Genomic DNA, 19,769 nt, shown 5'->3' on the forward strand with positions numbered 1-19,769 from the left:
GGGTCAGGGCAGCTCGGGCAGGTCCTCCACGAACAGGAGGGTCAGATCGTCCGTGCTGGGCTCCGGCAGCTGGGCGACCCGGCTCGCGTGGCGCTCCACCATCGCCTCGAACGTCTGGCGCGCCGTACGGCCGTTGCCGAAGGCGGGGCCCTTGGGGATCTCCGTGAAGTACTTCAGCAGGGCCTCCGCGGTGCCCGGCGCCAACCGGTACTCGTGCTCCTCGGCCTGCTGGTCCACGATCCTCAGCAGTTCGTCGGGGCCGTAGTCACCGAAGGTGATGGTCCGCGAGAAGCGGGACGCCACACCCGGGTTGACCGTCAGGAACCGCTCCATCTCAGCCGTGTAGCCCGCCACGATCACCACCACGGAGTCCCGGTGGTCCTCCATCAGCTTCACCAGGGTGTCGATGGCCTCCTTGCCGAAGTCCCGCCCCGCGTCCTCCGGCGACAGCGCGTACGCCTCGTCGATGAACAGCACCCCGCCGTGCGCCCGCTGGAACGCCTCCTGCGTACGGATGGCGGTGGAGCCGATGTGCTCGCCGACCAGGTCGACCCGGGACACCTCGACGAGATGACCCTTCTCCAGCACCTCCAGCGAGGCGAGGATCTCGCCGTACAGACGCGCGACCGTCGTCTTGCCGGTGCCGGGGGAGCCGGTGAACACCAGATGGCGCTTGACCGAGGCCGCCTTCAGGCCCGCCCGCTGCCGGCGCCGGCCCACCTCGATCATGTCGGTCAGCGCCCGCACCTCGCGCTTGACGCTCTCCAGACCCACCAGCGCGTCGAGTTCGCCCAGCACGTCCTTCGACGTCCGCACCGACACCTCCGTCCCGGCCACGCCCGGCTGCGGCTCCGGCACGGTCACCCGCTGCTCGGGGATCGGACCGAGCAGACCCACCGAGGAGGGGGTCGTCTGCACGGCCGTCTCCCGGCCGGCCGCGGTCCGCAGCCCGGCGCTCTCGTCGCTGGTGCAGTCCTCGACCACGGCTCCCGCACCGGGCGCCCCGTCGGGCCCGCTCTCCGCGAACTCGTACCCCCCGCGGGCGCAGCGCTCGGTACGGCATCGGCGCAGCGTCGCACGGCAACCGTCTATCACGTGGAAGCCGTAGCCCCCGCTGTCGGTCACCCGGCAGTTCAGGAAGGTGCCCCGGCCCCCGGCGGAGACGTAGAAGCCGGCCTCGGCGGGGGAGGCGACCGTGCAGCGCTCCACGGTCGGGTCGGCGCCCTTCGTGACGATCACGCCGGTCTGGACGCCGTCCACCGTACAGTTGTTGAGGGTGCCGCCGCTGCCGTGGTCACGGAACCAGGCGCCGGTCGCCGCCTCCCGGATCCGGCAGTCGTCGAGCTGGGCGGTCGCGCCGTCGCTCACCGACACGGCCGTGTTGCGCACTTGCGCCAGATCGCTGTCGATGACGTCCGCGCGCGAGCCGCGGTCGAGGACGAACAGCGCGTCCGGCACGTCGTGCACCCGGCAGGAGTCGAGCACGGCGGTAGCGCCGTCGCTGACCCATACGGCCGGATAGTCGCCGGTGCTGTCGAAGATCTCGCACTGGTTGGCGTCCACCCGGGTACCCGGGTCCCACACCGACAGTCCGTTGCGCCCGAACTGACGCACCGTCGTGCGGGTCAGCGTCAGGACCGAGCGGGACCGCAGGTCGATCGCGTTCTCCGGGATGTCGTGGATACGGCAGTCGGCCAGCGTGAGCACCGCGTCCGTGTCGAGCGTGACCCCGTCGGCGGTGGTGCGGTGCACGGCGCAGTCCGTGAGGTGGGCGGTGGCCCGCGCGGTGATCTGCACCCCGCTGCCGCGGACCTCGTAGATCTCGCAACCCACCGCTTCCAGGCCGGAGTTGTCGCCGGTGACGCTCATTCCGGTGCCGGAGGCGTGATGGACCCGGGAGCGCTCGAGCCGGGGGTGCGCGCCCCCGCGGACCAGGACGCCCGCCTGCCCGGCCGAGACGACCTCGCACTCCTCGAAGACACCGCCGCCGCCGTCGACCACCGCGATCCCGACGCCCGCCGGGTTGTCCACCGTGCACCGCCGGACCGTCGGACGGGCGTTGCCGCGCACCTCGATGCCCGTCGCGGACCGCGTGACGATCCGCATGTCCAGCAGCTCGGGCGTGCCCTCCTCGACGAGCACCGCCGGCGCGGCCGCGTCCTGGCCCTCCACATGCAGGTCCTGCACCACCGCCGACGCGCACACCGTCAGCGGCACCCCGTCCACGGGCGCGATCCGCACCGAGCCGGGCGAACCCTCCGGGCCGCGCAGGGTCACCGACCGCTGCACGACGAGGTTCTCCCGGTAGGTGCCGGGAGCGATCGTGAGGACATCGCCCTCGGCCGCGGCCTCCAGGGCGGCGGCGAGCGATGCGTACTCACCCGTGCGGCGCCGCCACCTCGATGCGCCGGTGTGCGTCACCTGGACCGTGCCCTGTGCCATGGCGTTGCTGTGCCCCCACCTCGTCGTACGCGGGTTTGACGCCGAATCATGCTGCATCCGGCCGGACCACCGTAGCGTGCGCGCGGGCGGTGAGTTGACCACTGACCGAACGACTCAGCTACCGGTACCTGTACGGCCCCAGTCCGGGCCCGCGCGATCCCATGCCTGGTCCCAGCGGGCGTACCGGCGGCGGACCATGCGCCAGACGATCAGCCGCCTGCCGCCCTCGACCGCTCCGGCGCTCAGCAGGGCCGCTCCGAATCCGGCCAGCACCGCGTGTGTCGTCGCGGTGGCGGAGTCCAGCGGGCGGGCCACGAGACGGCCGTGCGCGTCCGTCCATATCGCGAAGTGGTCCCCGCGGTGCGGGGTCTTGAGAGAGGCCAGCACCGTGCCGTGCCGCGCTGTGCCGTCCGGGGCGGTCCAGTCGGCGACGACCCGGCTGTGGGTCTCCCGCCCGGAGGCGGCCTCGGGGTCGGCCTCCAGCGGCGAGGCGCCCGCCTTCCGTACGACGGTGGCCGTGATCTCGTGGCGGGCCTGTCGCTGCTCGCGGACCGCCTGTTGCAGGGCGTCCTGGGCGACGGCGCCGATCAGGGAGCCCACGACGGGCGCGACGAGGAGGATCAGCAGCAGCGCCGAAAGCGATACCCATGCCTCGGCCAGATCCGTCCTGCGGCGCAGCGGATTGTGCCGCCAGCGCCAGATTCCACCGATCGCTCGCACCGTCCCGCACCCCCTTCCCGCTCCGTGATAACCCCCGCCGGAGCCGTTCACGCGGGAACCCGGGCGAAGAGAGAGCGAAATCACCCACGCCCGGGACCTCTCATGAACTTCTCACGACAGCACAACGCCTGGGCAGACGGTGGAGGTTCCCGCAGGTCGAGGCTTCGTGGAACGGGGGCCGAATTTAGGTGATCAGCCGGACCGGGTCGCCGAGCCGGACGGTGCCGTGGGTGAGGGGTACCAGGTTCTGGCCGAAGACGAGCTTGCCGCCCAGCCGACGGTGGCGGCCCAGGGTGTGCAGGGGCTCCCTGCCGCGCCCGGCGGTGGCCTGGTCGGTGGTGGTGACGGCACACCGTCCGCAGGTCTTGGCGACCCGGAAGGAGACCTCCCCGATCTCCACCCGCGACCAGCCGTCCTCCGCCCAGGGCTCGGTACCCGCCACGACCAGGTTCGGCCGGAAACGGTTCATCGGCAAGGGGCCCTCGGCCGCGTGCTCACCGTCGGCCATCAGCGTGTTGAGGGCGTCGAGCGAGGCGACCGTGGTGACCAGCAATGGATAGCCGTCGGCGAAACTGACGGTCTCTCCCGGCAGCGCGTACTCGGGATCGACGGGCCGGCGTGTCGCGGGATCGTCCATGTGGACCAGGCGGACGTCGGCGCCGAGATACGCGCTGCACCAGGCATGCGCCTCGGCGCCGGCGAGGACCCCCTCCACCTTGTCGCGGAAGATCTCCAGCGCGACCGTGCCCACCGGATCGGGCACCGCCACGGTCAGCGGCTGCAGGCCGGGCGCGGACAGCCAGATGCCGCCTCCGGGCAGAAGCTCGGCGGCGGCCAGTGCCAGGCGCGGCTGCTGGCGTTGCGTGACGACCTTTCCCCCGTCGTCGATCAGCGCCCAGCGTCGGTCTCCGGCCAGCCCCCAGGGCTCCACTTCGGCCTCCCGGGGCGCCTCGCCCCGGCACGCCTTGACCGGATACAGATGGATGGACAGCAGCTCCGCATTCCCCATGGGGTCATCCTGCCAGGTGGCACCGACAACCCCGGGAGGGCTCAGTAGCCGCGGTACTGCTGGTTGTTGTACGGGTCCTGGTACTGGGGTGCGGCCGGCCGGGGAGCGGCGGGGCGCATCGCCTCGTAGCCCATCCCGGCCGCCGGGCGCGCCTGCTGCGGCACCTGCGGACCCGGGTAGCCGCGCGGCGCGGCGGCCTGCGGCGGGATGTACGCCGCGGGCGCCTGCTGCAGCGGCGAGGGCTGCTGCGCCTGCGGGTAGCCGTAGGACGCCTGCGGGGCCGCCGGGAGGGCGGGCAGTGCCGACGGCAGCGCGGGCAGGTTGCTGCTGCTCGGCATGTCGTAGGCGGCGGGGACCCGGATCGGGGCGATCTGCGGGGTGCCTCGCTCAGCCACGAGCGAGTCGTAGATCGGGGTGTCCGGGAAGGCGGAGTAGTAGCCGCCATAGGTGGAGCGGGGGGAGGTCATGGCACATAAGTTAAGCCCACGATGTGCTGGTTGGGGAGACCGATAAGAGGGTTGTTTTCCGTGTCGGCGGTGACCACGGATCCCTAATGCGAGCGAACTTGGCAAAAAGGGGCGCCGGGAACCGGTGCGATCGTGTAAAAGCCGAGTTCCGGGCGGGTTACCGGCGGGTCGGGAGGGGGGTGCTCCTGGGCCTTTCCTGGGCCTCCGCTGTCCTGCGGAATAGGTTGACCGGGTAGACAACCGAGAGGTGCCGGCGTGCGGCCCGGTACACGGAAAGGTGAGGGGGGCGGACATGTCGATGCCGAAGGGTTCCAACACCCCGGTGCCGACCACGGCGCTACGGGTCGAACTGGGCTGGCGTTCGGGGCCGGGGGTGCCCGACGCGGACGCCTCGGCGCTGCTGCTGGTGGGCGGAAAAGTCCGCTCCGACGCCGACTTCGTCTTCTACAACCAGCCGGCCCACTCCTCGGGCGCGGTCCGTCACGAGGGCAAGAGCACGGCAGGCGGCCGGGTGACCGACACCCTCCTCGTCGACCTCGCGCGCGTGGAGCCCGCCATCGAGACCGTCGTCCTGGCCGCCTCCTCCGACGGCGGCACCTTCGCGCAGCTGCCCGACCTCTACATCGAGGTGCGGGACGCGGCGCGGGGCACCGTCGCCGCCCGGTTCGACAGCACCGGCGCGACTGTCGAAACCGCTTTCGTGCTGGGCGAGTTCTACCGTCGTCAGGGCGCCTGGAAGTTCCGCGCCGTCGGGCAGGGGTACGGAACCGGCCTGGAGGGGCTGGCCACGGACTTCGGCATCACCGTGGACGAGCCGCAGCACTCGGCCCCGCCGCCTCCGTCCGCCCGGCCGACCATGCCCGCGCCGCCGGTCACCGTGCCCCCGCCCGCCCACCAGGCCCCGCCTCCACCGCCGGCCCCGCCCGCCGCCCCGGTCCGGCTGACCAAGGTGACGCTCACCAAGGCCGCCCCCGCGGTGTCGCTCACCAAGCAGGGCGCCACCTCGGGCGTCATGCGCGTGAACCTCAACTGGGAGGTGCGCAAACAGTTCTCCGGATGGGGCGGCAAACACGGCCGCGCGGTAGCGCTCCACAACGACCTCGACCTCGACCTGTGCGCCCTGTTCGAACTCGCCGACGGCCGCAAGGGCGTCGTCCAGGCCCTCGGCAACGCCTTCGGCGCGCTGCACCAGCCGCCGTACATCCACCTCGACGGAGACGACCGCACCGGGGCCGCCGCCCAGGGCGAGAACCTCACCGTCAACCTCGACCACAGGAACGACTTCCGGCGCATCCTCGTCTTCGTGACGGTCTACGAGGGCGCCCGCTCCTTCGCCGACCTTCACGCGACGGTCACCCTGCACCCCCAGTACGGCGCCCCGGTCGACTTCTCCCTCGACGAGTGCACCGTCCCCTCCACCGTGTGCGCCCTCGCGTTGATCACCAACCAGGGCGGCGACCTGATCGTCCAGCGCGAGGCCCGCTATCTCGTGCCCGAACGCGGCGTCAGCCCGCAGCGGACCGTCGACCACGCCTACAACTGGGGCATGAACTGGACACCGGGCCGTAAATAGCCCCTTTCCGAGACCTCAGCCCTCGTCGGTCACGGTGTCCGGACGGGCGTAGGTGCGGCCCTTCCAGGCCGCGCCCCGCCCCCGGTGGTGCTGTACGGCGGAATCCACCGTCATCAGCAGGTACAGGAACGCGGTGAACGGCAGCAGCGGCGCGAGCCACGGCGGCTGCCCGTAGTAGCGGAGCATGGGTACGTACGTCCCCGTCATCACCAGCCACGCCAGGCCGCCGAGCAGCGCGGTGGACGTACTGCCGACGACGAGCCCGGCGACCAGGGCCAGGGGCGGCACCAGGTACACCAGCGCCAGGCCGACCACCGTGCCGGTCAGCAGCAGCGGACTGTGGCGGAGTTGCGCGTAGGCACTGCGCGAGACCATCCGCCACAGGTCGCCCAGCCTCGGACAGGGGCGCACGCTGTCCACACGGTCGGCCAGCCCCAGCCAGATGTGGCCGCCCGAGCGCTTCACCGCGCGCGCGAGCGCCACGTCGTCGATGACCGCGTGACGGATCGCGTCCGGGATCCGCGCCCGCTCGGCCGCCTCGGCGCGCAGCAGCACACAACCGCCCGCCGCTGCCGCCGTCCGCGCCCCGCGCCGCCCGATCCGGCGGAACGGATACAGCTGAGCGAAGAAATAGACGAACGCGGGCACGACCAGCCGCTCCCACAGGCTCCGCACCCGCAGCCGCGCCATCTGCGACACGACGTCGAAGTCCCCGGCGTGCGCCGCCGCCACCAGCTGCCGCAGACTGTCGGGCGCGTGCGCGATGTCGGCGTCCGTCAGCAGCAGATACCCGGGCTCACGCGCGCGTGCCAGCGCGATGCCGTGCCGCACCGCCCACAGCTTCCCGGTCCAGCCCGCCGGCGGCTCACCCGGCGAGCCGACGGTCAGCGGCAGCCCGCCGTGCCGCCGCGCGAGTTCACGCGCGAGCTCTCCCGTGCCGTCCGAGCTGCCGTCGTCGACGAGGAACACCTCCGCCCGCCCCGGATAGTCCTGCGCGAGCAGCGACGGCAGGCTCGCGGGCAGCACCGCCGCCTCGTCGCGCGCGGGGACGACCACGCACACCGGCGGCCATTCCTCCGGCTCGCGCCGGGCCGGCAGCCTGACGTCCGTACGCCAGAAGAAGCCCTGACAGAGCGACAGCCACACCCAGGCGGCCAGGGACACGGCGGCGATCCACACGACGGCGCTCACCCGCGCAGTCTGCCCCACCCGGCCGGGCCGCAGGAGCACATCGTCTATGGTGGCCGGGTGAAGATCGCGCTCATGGACTCCGGAATCGGGCTGCTGGCGGCCACCGCCGCGGTACGGCGTCTGCGACCCGACGCCGATCTCGTGCTCTCCCTCGACCCCGACGGCATGCCCTGGGGCCCGCGCACCCCGCAGGACCTCACCGCCCGTGCCGTGGCCGTGGCCGAGGCCGCTGCCGCGCACCGCCCCGACGCCCTGATCGTCGGCTGCAACACCGCGACCGTGCACGCCCTGCCCGCTCTGCGCGCCCGCCTGGAACCGGGTATCCCGGTCATCGGGACCGTCCCCGCGATCAAGCCGGCCGCGGCCGGCGGCGGCCACGTGGCGATCTGGGCCACCCCCGCCACCACCGGCAGCCCCTACCAGCGCGGTCTGATCGAGGACTTCGCCGCCGGGGTCACCGTCACCGAGGTGCCCTGCTGGGGCCTGGCCGAGGCCGTGGAGCACGCGGACGAGACGGCCATCGCCTCCGCCGTCGCCGCGGCCGCCGCCCTCACCCCCGAGGATGTGACGACCGTCGTCCTGGGCTGCACCCATTACGAGCTGGTCGCCGACCGTATCCGTACCGCCGTCCAGATCCCCGGTCGGCCGCCTCTAGTCCTGCACGGTTCGGCCGGTGCGGTCGCCGCGCAGGCCCTGCGCCGCGTCGGCGCCCGGACCGAGCCCGGCGCGACCGGCCTGGGCTCCGTGACCGTCCTGCTCAGCGGCCGGGAGGGCGGCCTCCCACAGCCCGCTCTCACCTACGCGGAAGGCCTGCTGCTCCAGAGCGTCAGCCCCGCCCAGTGACCGGACATCATCCCCGGTAGGCCCTGTCCGGTCCGCCGTCCACTCGGCGCAGTGACCCTGTGCGACGCCCTACCCGCGCAGGGAAACCTGAGTAACCTCATGTATATGAGGGACCACTCCCACGTTCACCCCCCGGGCGAGGACACCCCGCATCCGGACGTCTGGACCGGTCGCGCCACCAACCGGTTCCAGTGGCTGCTCGCGCTGGTCGGCGCCGCCTGCATGGCGCTCGGCATCGAGCTCGCTGTCGACTCCGCCTGGACGTCCGGCACCGCACCCCTGGTCATGTCCGTCGTCGGCTGCATCGCCGCCGGACTGCTGGTCCTCTTCGGCACCCTCGCCTTCGTCCATGTCGACCTCAAGCTCGACCAGGACGCGCTGGAGGTGCGCTGCGGCCACATCGGTGTGCCACGCCGCCGCATCCCCCTCGCCCATGTCGCCGGCGCCGAGTTCGAACCGAACATCACCCCGCGCCACTGGGGCGGCTGGGGCTACCGCTGGCGTCCGGAGAAGGGCACCGCCGTCGTCGTACGCCGTGGTGAGGGTGTGGTGCTGCGGCTGTGGGACGGTCATACGTTCACGATCACGGTGGACGAGGCCGAGTCCGCCGTAGAGGTGATCAAGGCCCGGCTGGAGGCGCGGACGCCCGGGCCGGCTGTCTGACGTCAGCCGCCCGGCATCGTGCTCGTGGACGCCGCGGAGCTCAGACGGCCGGACGCTCGCGTTCCCTGCTTGATCCGGTCGGCAGCCCGGACAGCGGCTCGTCGGCGAGCGGCCGGGCCGTGGCCAGGCCGGCCAGGAGTCCCGCGCCGACCGACACCGTCGTGAAGCTCAGCGCGTTGCCGACCGCGGCGAGCGCCGCGAGAGCGGTGAGCGCGGCGCCCGCCGTGAGGACCACCGGCGTGGGACGGAGCGCACGCCACAGCGCGAACAGCACCCAGCAGTAGGCCGCCGCGAGAAGCAGCATCCCTACGACACCCTGTTCCGCCGCCAGCTGCAGGGGGGCCGAGTGCGGCTTGCCGTCGGAGAGCGTCGACTGTGCCGCCGTCGCGCTCAGCTCCCCGAAACGGCCCGGTCCGACACCGAGCCCGGGGTCACCCTGGGCCAGGTGCAGCGCGTCACGCCAGAGGGCGACCCGGCGGGGCGTGAGCTGGTCCTCCATGGACGCGGCGAGCCCGGTGGGCAGGGCGTTCCCGGCGACCGCCCAGGTCAGCCCTGTCACCGCGGCCGTGGCGAGGGCCAGACCGGCGAGGGCCGGCCCCCGGTGGCGCATGCGGCCCGCGGCCAGTGAGCACAGCAGGACGGCACAGCAGGTCACGACCGCCGTGATCGAGCCCAGGGCTGCCCCCGCGACCACGACACCGCAGGCCAGCAGCCGTAGAGCGAGCCGCAGCAACGGTACGGGCGTCGCCCAGGCGGCGCAGCACGCGGCACCGGCCGACAGCGTCAGCACCGCGGCGGTGGCACCCGCCTGGCCCAGCGGCGCGGCGATCTCGGGGCCCGGCGCGAGCCGCGGCAGCGCCACGGTCAGGGTGAGCCCGGTCAGCGCCGCGGCACACGGCGCGGCCACCGGCAGCAGCACGCCGCAGATCCGCCCCGTCGCGTATCCGGCCGCCACGGCCAGCACCGCGAGCAGGACACCCTCGGGCCGCCCGCCGTGCACGGCCGAGCTGACCAGGGACCACGCGGCGCAGGCCCCCAGTACGGCCACGCCGGCCGCGTCGGAAACGTTCCGTCTCTCCCCGTCGGCGCCCGCGTCGGCCGCCGCCGTCATCCCCCTGGAACCCGTGGACCCCACCCGACCCCCCGAACCCGGTCGCCCCCCGGCCAGTTCCCCCCGGCCAGTGCCCCCCGGACGTCTGTGCGAACGGGGCTCTGGCACACCGTAACGGCTGATGGACGGTTTGTGGATGAGCCGTGCCGGGGGCGTGTGCGAGAGGCGGTTCTCACGGGGCGCCCCGTGGACCGTGCTGTCGGCCAAAAGGTGACCCGCCGTACACTCCCGGAGTGACCGTCACCGCAACTTCCGTGGGCCAGCCCGACCAGCTCGAGCCCCAGGCCACGCCGGTTTCCCGCCGCGCGCGGCTTCTGCGCCTCGTCCCCGCCGCCGCGGCGGCACTCTCAGGAGTGCTGCTCTACGTGAGCTTCCCGCCCCGGACCGTGTGGTGGCTGGCCCTGCCGGCCTTCGCCGTCTTCGGCTGGGTGCTGCGCGGTCGCACCTGGAAGGCGGCGCTGGGCCTCGGCTACCTCTTCGGCCTGGGCTTCCTGCTGCCGCTCCTGGTGTGGACCGGCGTCGAGGTCGGCCCCGGCCCCTGGCTCGCCCTGGCGGCCATCGAGGCGGTCTTCATCGCCCTGGTCGGTGTGGGAGTCGCGAAGATCTCGAAGCTGCCGGCCTGGCCGGTGTGGGCGGCGGCCCTCTGGATCGCGGGCGAGGCCGCACGCGCGCGTGTGCCGTTCCGCGGCTTTCCCTGGGGCAAGATCGCCTTCGGTCAGGCGGACGGTGTCTTCCTGCCGCTCGCCGCACTCGGCGGCACCCCCGTCCTCGGCTTCGCCGTCGTCCTGTGCGGATTCGGTCTCTACGAGACGGTCCGGCTGGTCCTGGACCGCCGGCGCACGGGTGAGGTGCGCAGGTCGGCCGCCGCCGTGGCCCTGCTCAGTCTGGCCGTCCCCGTCGGCGCCGCACTGGCCTCGCGCTCCCTGGTGAGCGACAAGGCGGAGAACGGCACCGCGACGGTCGCCGTCATCCAGGGCAACGTCCCCCGCCTCGGCCTGGACTTCAACTCCCAGCGCCGCGCCGTGCTCGACTACCACGCGCGGGAAACGGAACGACTGGCCGCCGAGGTCGAGGCGGGCGAGAAGCCACAGCCCGACTTCGTGCTGTGGCCGGAGAACTCCTCCGACATCGACCCCTTCGCCTACGCGGACGCGGCCGCCGTCATCGACAAGGCCGCCAAGGCGATCGGTGTGCCCATCTCGGTCGGCGGAGTCGTCGAGCGGGACGGCAAGCTCTACAACGAGCAGATCCTGTGGGACCCGGAGAAGGGCCCCACCCAGACCTACGACAAGCGGCAGATCCAGCCCTTCGGCGAGTACCTCCCGCTGCGCTCGCTCATCGGCGCGATCAACAGCGAGTGGACGTCGATGGTCCGCCAGGACTTCAGCCGGGGCACCGAGCCGGGCGTGTTCACCATGGACGGCGCCGAGGTGGGCCTGGTCACCTGCTACGAGGCCGCCTTCGACTGGGCGGTGCGCTCCGAGGTCACCGACGGCGCCCAGTTGATCTCCGTGCCCAGCAACAACGCCACCTTCGACCGCAGCGAGATGACCTACCAGCAACTCGCCATGTCCCGCGTCCGCGCCGTCGAGCACAGCCGCACCGTGACCGTGCCCGTCACCAGCGGCGTGAGCGCGATCATCATGCCGGACGGGAAGATCACCCAGAGGACCGGCATGTTCGTCGCGGACAACCTGGTCCAGAAGGTGCCGCTGCGCTCCTCCGAGACCCCCGCGACCCGCCTCGGGATCCTCCCGGAGATCGCCCTGGTGCTCGTCGCCGCGGGCGGTCTGGGCTGGGCGATCGCCGCGGGCGTACGCGCCCGGCGGGGTGCCGGCGCCTGATCGGCGCCCGATCGCGCCGGTGAGCGGGGTCATGGGGCGGAGGTCCGGTTAGTGTCGGTGCCATGCCGACTCCTGAGTTCATCACCGAGATCCGGGCCTCCGCCGGCCATCAGCTCCTGTGGCTTCCCGGCGTCAGCGCCGTCGTCTTCGACGACGAGGGACGCGTCCTGCTGGGACAGCGCGCGGACAACGGCCAGTGGACCGTGATCACGGGCATCCCGGACCCGGGCGAGCAGCCCGCGGACTGCGCCGTGCGGGAGGTGGAGGAGGAGACGGGCGTGCACTGTGTTCCCGAGCGTGTCGTCCTGATCCGATCCGGGCGGCAGGTCGAGTACCCCAACGGCGACAAGTGCCAGTTCATGGACGTCACCCTGCGCTGCCGGGCGGTCGGCGGCGAGGCACGGGTCAACGACGACGAGTCCGTCCAGGTCGGCTGGTTCGACGTGGACGCTCTGCCGCCGATGCACGAACGCCAGGTGTTCCGCATCAAGCAGGCGCTCTCCGACGAACCCACGTGGTTCGAGACCGGGTCATGACCATGCCGCCCGCAGCCCCGGCCGCTTCCACCAGGACGGGTTGTCCCCGTACCAGGCGACCGTCGCCGCGAGGCCCTCTTCGAAGGGGACCTCGGGGGCGTAGCCGAGCTCGGTGCGGATCTTGGAGTCGTCCAGGGCGTAGCGCAGGTCGTGGCCCTTGCGGTCAGGAGCGCGGTCGACGAGGGACGGGTCGGCCCGGCACAGGTGGAGGAGCAGGTCGGTGATCTCCCGGTTGGTGCGCTCGGTGCCGCCGCCGACGTTGTAGACCTCGCCGGGGAGGCCGCCCGTCAGCACCAGCTGTACGGCACGGCAGTGGTCGGAGACGTGCAGCCACTCGCGGACGTTGGAGCCGTCGCCGTACAGCGGAACGGGGACGCCGCTCAGCAGGTTGGTGGTGAACAGGGGGATGAGTTTCTCGACGTGCTGGTGCGAGCCGTAGTTGTTGGAGCAGCGGGTGATGGACACGTCGAGGCCGTGGGTGCGGGCGTAGGAGAGGGCGATCAGGTCGCCGGCCGCCTTCGACGCCGCGTAGGGCGAGTTGGGTGCGAGCGGCCACTCCTCCGTCCACCGGCCCTCCGTGATGGAGCCGTACACCTCGTCGGTGGACACGTGCACCACGCGGGACACACCGGCGGCGAGGCTCGCCTCCATGACGTTGTGCGTGCCGACGCAGTTGGTGCCCACGAAGTCGGCCGCGCGTACCAGTGAGCGGTCGACGTGTGACTCCGCGGCGAAGTGGACGACGGCCTCGTGCCCGGGGACGAGGCCGAGCAGCAGCTCCCGGTCGCAGATGTCGCCGTGGACGAAGTTCAGGCGCGGGTGCTCGGCGGGCAGGTTCGCCCGGTTGCCGGCGTAGGTGAGTTTGTCGAGGACGGTGATCTCGGTTCGTTCGAATCCGGCGTACTCACCGTTCAGCATCGCCCGCACATAGTGGGAGCCGATGAAGCCGGCCGCGCCGGTGACCAGGATACGCATGGGTCCCACGGTGGCCCCGGCCCCTCGAGAACCCCTATACCCCCGATCGACCACGGCCCCCATCGACGGCCCCGATCGACCCCGGTCCGCTCGCTCCGGCGTACCGCGTTCCATCCGTGTTCCGTCGAGGTTCAAGACGGGTCGACCAGGGTGGGGACATGATCCCAACGCCCGAGGAGCATCCATGACCGAGGCCCAGAAGGTCCCCGATGTGCGCAAGACGGTGACGGTGGACGTGCCCGCGGACCGGGCCTTCGCCATCTTCGCCGAACGTCCGATCGAGTGGTTCCCCGAGAAGCACGTCTTCGTCGAGAACCGGGTGTCGCTCACCATCGAGCCCTTCGAGGGCGGCCGCTACTACGAGGTCGGAGCCGACGGAACCGAGATCGCCTGGGGCACGGTGGTGGAGTGGAACCCCCCCAAGCGGATCGTGCTGACCTGGCGTGTCGGCCCCCACTGGCAGCCGGTCTTCGACGACGAGAAGGCGAGCTTCATCGAGGTCGACTTCGAGGCACTCGGCCCCGGGAGGACATCCGTGGCCCTCACGCACAGCGGACTGCACCGGCACGGCGAGATCGCGCCCCTCATCCACGCGGCGCTCGACGGCCCGAGCCCCGGGGAGACGCTCGCCCGCTACGAGCAGGTCGTCGCCCGGGTCGGTGCGGCGGCGAGCCCGGTCCCCGTGACGCTCGTGAACCGGTTCCAGGTGACGGGGCCGGCCGAGCGGTTCGAGGAGGTCTTCGCCGCGACCTCGGCGTTCTTCGCGGCACAGCCGGGCTTCATCGAGCACACGCTGCACCGTCGGCTCGACGAGCCGACGTCGTACGTGAACATCGCACGCTGGACGGACGGCGCCAGCCTGCGGGCGGCGGTCGCACAGCCGGAGTTCCAGCCGCACAGCGCGGCGCTGCGGGAGCTCGCCGTGTCCGGCCCGGAGCTGTTCGAGGTACGTCTGAACGTGAAGGCCGCCGACGCCGAATGAGCAGCCGCGTGCGGGAACGGCCCGGTCGCCGTTCCCGCACCCGGTCACGTCGGCTGCGTGAACAGCACGGTCGGGGCGACGAAGTCGAGCGCGGGATCCGCGGACAGGATCGCGTGCTGCAACTGCTGCAGTCGCGCCGACGGCTCCAGCCCGAGTTCGTCGGCGAGCTCGGTCCGTACGCGCTGGTAGACCTCCAGTGCGCGCCAGCGCTGCCCCGAGCGGTAGAGGGCGACCATCAGCTTGGCGCAGAAGTTCTCGTGCAGCGGATTGCGGGCGACCAGCACCGCCAGCTCGCCGAGCAGCATGTGGTGCCTGCCCAGATGCAGTTCGGCGTCGATACGGGTCTCGAGCAGACCCAGCCGGCTCTGTTCCAGACGCGTGGCCTCGATGCTGAGATGAACCCCTCGTAGTACGTCGACCAGGGCGTCCCCGGACCACAGGTCGAGCGCCTGCCGGGCCAGCCGGTACGCCTCCACGTGGTCGCCGTTCTCCGATGCCTGGTTGGCCTCGTCGACGAGCCCGTCGTAGAGCTGGGCGTCCACCATCACACCCTCGGGGGTGAACAGGTAGCCGTTGTAGCGGGTCAGCAGGACGTCCTTCGCCGAGCCCGACAGCACGACGCGGCCGATCAGTCTGCGCAGTTGCAGGATGTAGGTCTGCAAGGTCGTCAGTGCGCTCCGCGGTGGTTTCTCACCCCAGATCTCCTCGACAAGGGTGGACACCGACACGACCTCACCGGCCCGCAGTGCCAGCAGTGCCAGGACCTGGCGCGGTTTCGCCGCCGTCGGCGCGATGCACCGGCCCGCCCCCGTGGCCTCCATCGGCCCGAGCACGTTTATTTCCAGCAACTTATTCCCCCTCTACGTGACGCTTCTTTGCAGCCTCTGATGTTCCCTTTGAAGAATGCACAAGCTGTTTGAGGCTCGGAACTGCCGCGATCACCAATACGCATGAGGTTCACAGGACCCGGGTATGGGATTTTCATACGCGTGACGAGAGCGGATCAGACGATCAGCACCTTGGTGTCCTCGGGGAGGGCGGGAGAGCCCACCATCCTGGCGGTGTGCCTCCAGCGACGGCGGCCCAGCACGAGCCAGCCGGGCTCGCTCCTCCTGACCAGGCCGGCGACGGCCCTGCCGGTGTCGCTGTAGGCCGTGTGCAGGGTCCACCTCACAGCCGTGCCCTCCAGGCACGCCCCGACCTTGAGCAGGGACTCCAGTTCGAGATCCGTGGAGTCGAACGCGGCGGCCAGGGAGCAGTCGAGCAGCAGGGTCCACGGCCGTCGTACGACCAGGACGACGACGAGATCGCCGCCGTGTTCCTCGGCCAGGCCGGCGGCGCAGCGCACGAGGCTGCCGTCCACCGTCCACATGACCGCGACGACGGGACGGGGGCGCCGCTGTGCCATCTTCCGCTCCTTTCCCCCGTGTGCCGCCTAGCCGAGGGAGTTCAGGCAGGCCACGAGGGTGCGTGCCTGCACGTCGACGTATTGGCTGTGCCGGAGCAGGGCGGTGAGCTGGCCCACGGTCACCCAGGCGTGGTCGGGGGGCAGCGCGCCGGGTGCCGGCCCGTCCGCCTCCGCGATGACATACCGGCTGACCGCGTTCAGGAACCGGCCGCCCTCCTCGGCGTGGAGTGCCTCGTAGCGGATCAGCGGGGAGCCCGCGGCGGGGATCCGGGCGAGGAACGGCGAGGTCTCCTCCTCCAGTTCGCAGGCGGACATGCACTGGACCGTCGGGCCCAGTTCGACGCCGTCCAGGAAGCCGCCCTCGGTCCTGGCGCGCACGAGTACGTGGAGCACCCCGTCGAACTCCCGGACCAGGAAGGCCGACAGGCCCGTGCCGACGGGCTCGATGAGCGGCTGGGACCAGCTGGTGACCTCCCGGTTGCCGGCCCGCACGTCGACGGCGACCACCCGGAAGCGACGGCCGTCGTCCCGGCTGATCTCCTTGTCGTCGCGGTGCCAGCCCGGCAGGGCGCCCAGCGGCAGCCGGCCGGCGTCGAGCCGGCATTCGGTCCGCAGCCCGGTGAACCAGCTCAGCAGCTCGGCCATGGTCGACACCGCGCCGGCGTCGGGGTCGCGCGAGGCGGTCAGCGACCGGCCGAACCGGTCGGCGGACTCGGCGCCGGGTCCCCCCAGGGGCAGGCACGCCAGCACCGTGCGCGAGTCCATGTTGATCACGTTGTCCCGGGCCAGCAGGGCGTTGATCTGCCCGAGGGTCAGCCAGCAGAAGTCGTCGGCCGGCGGTACGACGTCGTCGGCGTCCGCCTCGACGAGCATGTTCCGGTTGCGTTTGCGGTAGAACCAGTCGCCGTGCTCGGACTGCAGCACGTCGGCCATCACCCGCGCCGGACGCCGCCCCGTGAAGTACTCCAGGTACCTGACCGGGGAACCCCGGTGGACCTGGGTGTAGTTGCTCCGGGTCGCCTGGACAGTCGGCGAGAGCATCAGCGGCACGGGATTGCCCGGCTCCATCTTGGCCTGCATCAGGAAATGCAGGATCCCGTCGAACTCCTTGACGAGAATCCCGAGTATTCCGACCTCCGGTTGGTTGATGATCGGCTGGAACCGGTCGGCGCACCCGGGGGTGCGCAGGCAGAGGCCCTCCACGGAGAAGAAGCGGCCGCTGTCGTGCACCAGGTTTCCGATGTCGTTCTCGAAATGCCAGCCGCGCAGCCCGGAGAACGGAATGCGATCGACCGTGAAATCATGCGCAGCCGCCCGTTCGGCCAGCCACGCGTCGAACTCGTCCATACGCATCTGAACGCCCGCCGTCCGCTTGGCGGAATCGGCAAGTCGGCTGGGAAGACCGATGTCCTCCCGTGGCTTCAGACTTATCACGTCCGACACACCCTCGCTGGCTGGGATTCGTTGGTCCGCCCACGCTGGACGGGACCGCTCGAATTCCGCGGCAGCGCTACTGGAGCGTTGCTCGTGAAGTCGGTTTTCCAGGCGTCCACGAGCGCGATTTGAGTCGTCCGGAAGAGATTTTCAGAGCACGGACAACCCTCCGACACGGGAGATGGACATGGCGGAACTGACGATCGAGCGGCTCAAGGACATTCTGCGGATCAGCGCGGGCGAGGACGAGTCGGAGCAGCTCGCCGGCGAAATCGGCGAGACCACGTTCAGTGAACTCGGCTACGACTCGCTCGCCCTGCTGGAGACCGCGGCCCTGATCAAGCGGGAGTACGGGGTCGACATCACCGACGACATCGAGCACCTGAGCACGCCGCAGGCGCTGACGGACTTCGTGAACGCCAAGTTCGCCGCGTGAGGGGCCCGGACGGGAAGGGACGGGAAGAGACGGGAGGAACCCCGATGAGTGACAGGCGGGTGGCTTTCGTCACCGGAGCAAGCAGCGGCATCGGACTCGCGGTGACCCGGACCCTCGCGGAGCAGGGGATCGCGGTGTACGGGTGCGCCCGGGACGCCGACAAGCTGGCCGAGACGGTGGCGAAGCTCGCTTCGGAGGGGCTGGAGGTGGCCGGCGGACCGTGCGACGTGACCTCCACCGCCGATGTGCGGGCCGCCGTCGCGGCGGCCGTGGAGCGCTTCGGCCGTATCGACATCCTGGTCAACAACGCCGGCCGGGGCGGCGGCGGGGAGATCGCGCAGCTCGACGAGGAGCTCTGGCTCGATGTGATCGACACCAACCTCAACGGTGTCTTCCGCGTGACCAGAGAGGTGCTGGCGTCCGGCCGGATGGGCGAGAACGGCTACGGGCGGATCGTCAGCGTCGCCTCCACCGGAGGCAAGCAGGGGGTCGTCTACGCGTCGCCCTACTCGGCGTCCAAGCACGGGGTCGTCGGCTTCACCAAGGCCGTCGGTCTCGAACTGGCGAAGACGGGCATCACCGTCAACGCGGTGTGTCCCGGATACGTCGAGACACCGATGGCCGAGCGGGTCCGGTCCGGGTACGCGGACTTCTGGGGCGTCTCCGAACAGGACGTCCTGGAGAAGTTCAACGCGAAGATACCGCTGGGCCGTTACTCGACCCCGGAGGAGGTCGCGGGCCTGGTCTCCTACCTGGTGACCGACACCGCGGCGTCCATCACGGCGCAGGCGATCAACGTCTGCGGCGGTCTGGGCAACTACTGAGTGCGCGACGGCTCCGGCCGCCGCGCACTCGGCGACAGAACGGCACACAGTGGAGGGAGGGAGTGCGGGCACTCCCTCCCTCAAGTCGTGTTCACCACGCGACCGGCAGCGACCACACACCGTAGACGACGGAGCCCTCCTTGGTGCGGATGTCCTCGAAGGGCACCGCCAACCGGAGGTTCGGGAAGCGCTCGAAGATCTTGGTGAGGGCGATCTCCAGCTCGACCCGGGCCAGGTCCGCGCCGATGCAGTAGTGCGCGCCGTGGCCGAAACCGAGGTGGCGCCGGGTGCCGCGGGAGAGGATCAGCTCGTCCGGCCGCTCGAAGACCGTGGCGTCGCGGTTGGCGGGCAGGGCCAGGCACAGGATGCCGTCGCCCTTCTTGATGGTCACGCCGTCGAGCTCGATGTCGTCCAGGGCGACCCGGGGAATGGCCAGGTCGCCGATGGTGATGTAGCGGACGAGTTCCTCGACGGCCGGGCCGATCAGCGACGGGTCGGCCTTGAGCTGCTCCAGCTGGTCCGGGTTGCGCAGCAGGGCCATGGTGCACAGGGAGATCATGTTGGCGGTGGTCTCGTGCCCGCCGTTCATCAGCAGCCGGCACAGGTTGACCAGGTCGCGCGTCGTGTACTCCTCGCCGGACTCCCGGTAGGCGACGATCGCCCGGCTGAGCAGGTCGTCGCCGGGCTCGCGCTCCTTGAGACCGACCAGCTTCTCCAGGTAGCCGCCCACCTCCACCATCGCGGCCTGGCGCTGTTCGGGGGTGCTGTGGCCGCCGAGCAGGTTGGTGCCGTGCATGGCGAAGAACTCGTGGTCCTCGTACGGCACTCCGAGCAGCTCGCAGATCATCGACATCGGTACCGGGAGCGAGACCACCTCGTGCAGGTCGGCCGGCGAGCCCGCGGCCTCCAGGGCGTCGAGGCGGAGGTCCACGTTCTCGGCGATCTTCTCGCGCAGCTGCTGCACCCGGCGGTTGGTGAAGGTGACGGCGGCCTTGCGGCGGGTGGTGGTGTGCTCGGGGGCGTCGTATCCGATGAAGGAGGTCTCGGTGCGGAACTCCGGCGGGGCCTCGAAGTAGAAGGGAAAGTTCTCGTGCTTGCGCGAGGAACTGATCCGCGGGTCGGTCAGCAGTTGGCGGATCAGGTGGTAGTCGGTGACCGCCCAGACCTCCAGCCCGGTGGTGAGGCCGACCTTGGTCACCGACCCCTTCTCCATCATGGGCCCGTACTCCTGGGGCATGGAGAAGGGGCACTTGCGCTTGTAGGGAAAGGCTGATTGCTCGGTCGTGGATTCTGCGGCGTTCACCGACATGG

The 19,769-nt window shown here is 71.3% G+C and carries 19 protein-coding genes; 8 read left to right on the top strand and 11 right to left on the bottom strand.

The genetic code is table 11. The annotated features are described in order from the left end of the window. Positions 1-3 precede the first annotated feature (3 nt). From ACLZN2_RS43525 to ACLZN2_RS43540, 4 genes are all read right to left on the bottom strand, one after another. Complete coding sequence (locus tag ACLZN2_RS43525; protein WP_416985318.1) at positions 4-2,442, bottom strand: right-handed parallel beta-helix repeat-containing protein; 2,439 nt, start codon at positions 2,440-2,442, stop codon at positions 4-6. A gap of 114 nt (positions 2,443-2,556) precedes the next feature. Next, a complete protein-coding gene (locus tag ACLZN2_RS43530; protein WP_416985319.1) occupies positions 2,557-3,162 on the bottom strand; it encodes a hypothetical protein in 606 nt (201 codons plus the stop codon). A gap of 184 nt (positions 3,163-3,346) precedes the next feature. Continuing rightward, positions 3,347-4,171, bottom strand: coding sequence for an MOSC domain-containing protein (locus tag ACLZN2_RS43535; protein ID WP_416985320.1), 825 nt, complete (start codon positions 4,169-4,171; stop codon positions 3,347-3,349). A 41-nt stretch (positions 4,172-4,212) separates the two neighbouring features. Further along, entirely contained in the window at positions 4,213-4,638 is a 426-nt protein-coding gene (locus ACLZN2_RS43540; RefSeq protein ID WP_416985321.1) for a DUF6643 family protein, read from the bottom strand. 298 nt (positions 4,639-4,936) lie between these two features. Here ACLZN2_RS43540 and ACLZN2_RS43545 point away from each other — a divergent pair, with 298 nt between their 5' ends. Further along, complete coding sequence (locus ACLZN2_RS43545; RefSeq protein WP_416985378.1) at positions 4,937-6,211, top strand: TerD family protein; 1,275 nt, start codon at positions 4,937-4,939, stop codon at positions 6,209-6,211. A gap of 15 nt (positions 6,212-6,226) precedes the next feature. On the opposite strand, the gene ACLZN2_RS43550 is transcribed toward ACLZN2_RS43545, so the two are convergent. Beyond that, a complete protein-coding gene (locus ACLZN2_RS43550; RefSeq protein ID WP_416985379.1) occupies positions 6,227-7,420 on the bottom strand; it encodes a glycosyltransferase in 1,194 nt (397 codons plus the stop codon). A 39-nt stretch (positions 7,421-7,459) separates the two neighbouring features. Here ACLZN2_RS43550 and ACLZN2_RS43555 point away from each other — a divergent pair, with 39 nt between their 5' ends. Together ACLZN2_RS43555 and ACLZN2_RS43560 are read left to right on the top strand one after the other, a co-directional pair. Next, positions 7,460-8,245 carry a glutamate racemase gene (locus ACLZN2_RS43555; RefSeq protein ID WP_416985322.1) on the top strand — a complete coding sequence of 262 codons (786 nt, stop codon included), beginning with the start codon at positions 7,460-7,462 and terminating at the stop codon, positions 8,243-8,245. A gap of 105 nt (positions 8,246-8,350) precedes the next feature. Then, the gene (locus tag ACLZN2_RS43560) at positions 8,351-8,908 is read left to right on the top strand and encodes a hypothetical protein (protein WP_416985323.1); all 558 of its coding nucleotides are present in this window, start codon (positions 8,351-8,353) and stop codon (positions 8,906-8,908) included. Between the two features lie 40 nt (positions 8,909-8,948). Here ACLZN2_RS43560 and ACLZN2_RS43565 read toward each other — a convergent pair whose 3' ends face one another. Further along, positions 8,949-10,019 carry an O-antigen ligase family protein gene (locus ACLZN2_RS43565; protein WP_416985324.1) on the bottom strand — a complete coding sequence of 357 codons (1,071 nt, stop codon included), beginning with the start codon at positions 10,017-10,019 and terminating at the stop codon, positions 8,949-8,951. Between the two features lie 233 nt (positions 10,020-10,252). On the opposite strand from ACLZN2_RS43565, the gene lnt reads away from it, so the two are divergent. Next, entirely contained in the window at positions 10,253-11,863 is a 1,611-nt protein-coding gene (lnt, locus tag ACLZN2_RS43570) for an apolipoprotein N-acyltransferase (RefSeq protein WP_416985325.1), read from the top strand. A 62-nt stretch (positions 11,864-11,925) separates the two neighbouring features. Beyond that, the gene (locus tag ACLZN2_RS43575) at positions 11,926-12,399 is read left to right on the top strand and encodes an NUDIX hydrolase (protein WP_416985326.1); all 474 of its coding nucleotides are present in this window, start codon (positions 11,926-11,928) and stop codon (positions 12,397-12,399) included. Here the strand turns inward: ACLZN2_RS43575 and rfbB are convergent. Continuing rightward, on the bottom strand, positions 12,394-13,374 hold the full coding sequence (gene rfbB, locus ACLZN2_RS43580; RefSeq protein ID WP_416985327.1) for a dTDP-glucose 4,6-dehydratase: 981 nt from the start codon (positions 13,372-13,374) through the stop codon (positions 12,394-12,396). The two genes, ACLZN2_RS43575 and rfbB, sit on opposite strands and share 6 nt — an antisense overlap. Before the next feature lie 184 nt (positions 13,375-13,558). Here rfbB and ACLZN2_RS43585 point away from each other — a divergent pair, with 184 nt between their 5' ends. Further along, positions 13,559-14,356: an antibiotic biosynthesis monooxygenase gene (locus tag ACLZN2_RS43585; RefSeq protein ID WP_416985328.1), complete on the top strand. Its 798-nt coding sequence runs from the start codon at positions 13,559-13,561 to the stop codon at positions 14,354-14,356. A gap of 44 nt (positions 14,357-14,400) precedes the next feature. Here ACLZN2_RS43585 and ACLZN2_RS43590 read toward each other — a convergent pair whose 3' ends face one another. The 3 genes from ACLZN2_RS43590 to ACLZN2_RS43600 form a co-directional block, all read right to left on the bottom strand. Further along, entirely contained in the window at positions 14,401-15,204 is an 804-nt protein-coding gene (locus ACLZN2_RS43590; protein ID WP_416985329.1) for an AfsR/SARP family transcriptional regulator, read from the bottom strand. Between the two features lie 155 nt (positions 15,205-15,359). Beyond that, positions 15,360-15,764 (bottom strand): hypothetical protein, encoded by a 405-nt coding sequence (locus tag ACLZN2_RS43595; protein ID WP_416985330.1) that lies wholly within the window; start codon positions 15,762-15,764, stop codon positions 15,360-15,362. Between the two features lie 27 nt (positions 15,765-15,791). Beyond that, positions 15,792-17,207: an NDP-hexose 2,3-dehydratase family protein gene (locus ACLZN2_RS43600; RefSeq protein ID WP_416985331.1), complete on the bottom strand. Its 1,416-nt coding sequence runs from the start codon at positions 17,205-17,207 to the stop codon at positions 15,792-15,794. 178 nt (positions 17,208-17,385) lie between these two features. Between ACLZN2_RS43600 and ACLZN2_RS43605 the strand changes: the two genes are divergently transcribed. Further along, a complete protein-coding gene (locus tag ACLZN2_RS43605; protein WP_416985332.1) occupies positions 17,386-17,634 on the top strand; it encodes an acyl carrier protein in 249 nt (82 codons plus the stop codon). Positions 17,635-17,678: 44 nt separating this feature from the next. Further along, positions 17,679-18,458, top strand: coding sequence for an SDR family NAD(P)-dependent oxidoreductase (locus ACLZN2_RS43610; protein WP_416985333.1), 780 nt, complete (start codon positions 17,679-17,681; stop codon positions 18,456-18,458). Between the two features lie 91 nt (positions 18,459-18,549). Here the strand turns inward: ACLZN2_RS43610 and ACLZN2_RS43615 are convergent, their stop codons facing one another. Beyond that, positions 18,550-19,767 carry a cytochrome P450 gene (locus tag ACLZN2_RS43615; RefSeq protein ID WP_416985334.1) on the bottom strand — a complete coding sequence of 406 codons (1,218 nt, stop codon included), beginning with the start codon at positions 19,765-19,767 and terminating at the stop codon, positions 18,550-18,552. Between the last annotated feature and the right edge of the window lie 2 nt (positions 19,768-19,769).

It is taken from the genome of Streptomyces sp. T028, assembly GCF_048159505.1.
GTDB lineage: Bacteria > Actinomycetota > Actinomycetes > Streptomycetales > Streptomycetaceae > Streptomyces.

Excerpts from the sequence above, each read along its gene's own strand:
- ACLZN2_RS43585 (WP_416985328.1), top strand. The coding sequence starts at position 13,559 with ATGACCGAGGCCCAGAAGGTCCCCGATGTGCGCAAGACGGTGACGGTG.
- ACLZN2_RS43545 (WP_416985378.1), top strand. The coding sequence starts at position 4,937 with ATGCCGAAGGGTTCCAACACCCCGGTGCCGACCACGGCGCTACGGGTC.
- ACLZN2_RS43535 (WP_416985320.1), bottom strand. The coding sequence starts at position 4,171 with ATGGGGAATGCGGAGCTGCTGTCCATCCATCTGTATCCGGTCAAGGCG.
- ACLZN2_RS43575 (WP_416985326.1), top strand. The coding sequence starts at position 11,926 with ATGCCGACTCCTGAGTTCATCACCGAGATCCGGGCCTCCGCCGGCCAT.
- ACLZN2_RS43605 (WP_416985332.1), top strand. The coding sequence starts at position 17,386 with ATGGCGGAACTGACGATCGAGCGGCTCAAGGACATTCTGCGGATCAGC.
- ACLZN2_RS43610 (WP_416985333.1), top strand. The coding sequence starts at position 17,679 with ATGAGTGACAGGCGGGTGGCTTTCGTCACCGGAGCAAGCAGCGGCATC.
- rfbB (WP_416985327.1), bottom strand. The coding sequence starts at position 13,374 with ATGCGTATCCTGGTCACCGGCGCGGCCGGCTTCATCGGCTCCCACTAT.
- ACLZN2_RS43565 (WP_416985324.1), bottom strand. The coding sequence starts at position 10,019 with ATGACGGCGGCGGCCGACGCGGGCGCCGACGGGGAGAGACGGAACGTT.
- ACLZN2_RS43595 (WP_416985330.1), bottom strand. The coding sequence starts at position 15,764 with ATGGCACAGCGGCGCCCCCGTCCCGTCGTCGCGGTCATGTGGACGGTG.
- ACLZN2_RS43560 (WP_416985323.1), top strand. The coding sequence starts at position 8,351 with ATGAGGGACCACTCCCACGTTCACCCCCCGGGCGAGGACACCCCGCAT.
- ACLZN2_RS43615 (WP_416985334.1), bottom strand. The coding sequence starts at position 19,767 with ATGTCGGTGAACGCCGCAGAATCCACGACCGAGCAATCAGCCTTTCCC.
- ACLZN2_RS43540 (WP_416985321.1), bottom strand. The coding sequence starts at position 4,638 with ATGACCTCCCCCCGCTCCACCTATGGCGGCTACTACTCCGCCTTCCCG.
- ACLZN2_RS43525 (WP_416985318.1), bottom strand. The coding sequence starts at position 2,442 with ATGGCACAGGGCACGGTCCAGGTGACGCACACCGGCGCATCGAGGTGG.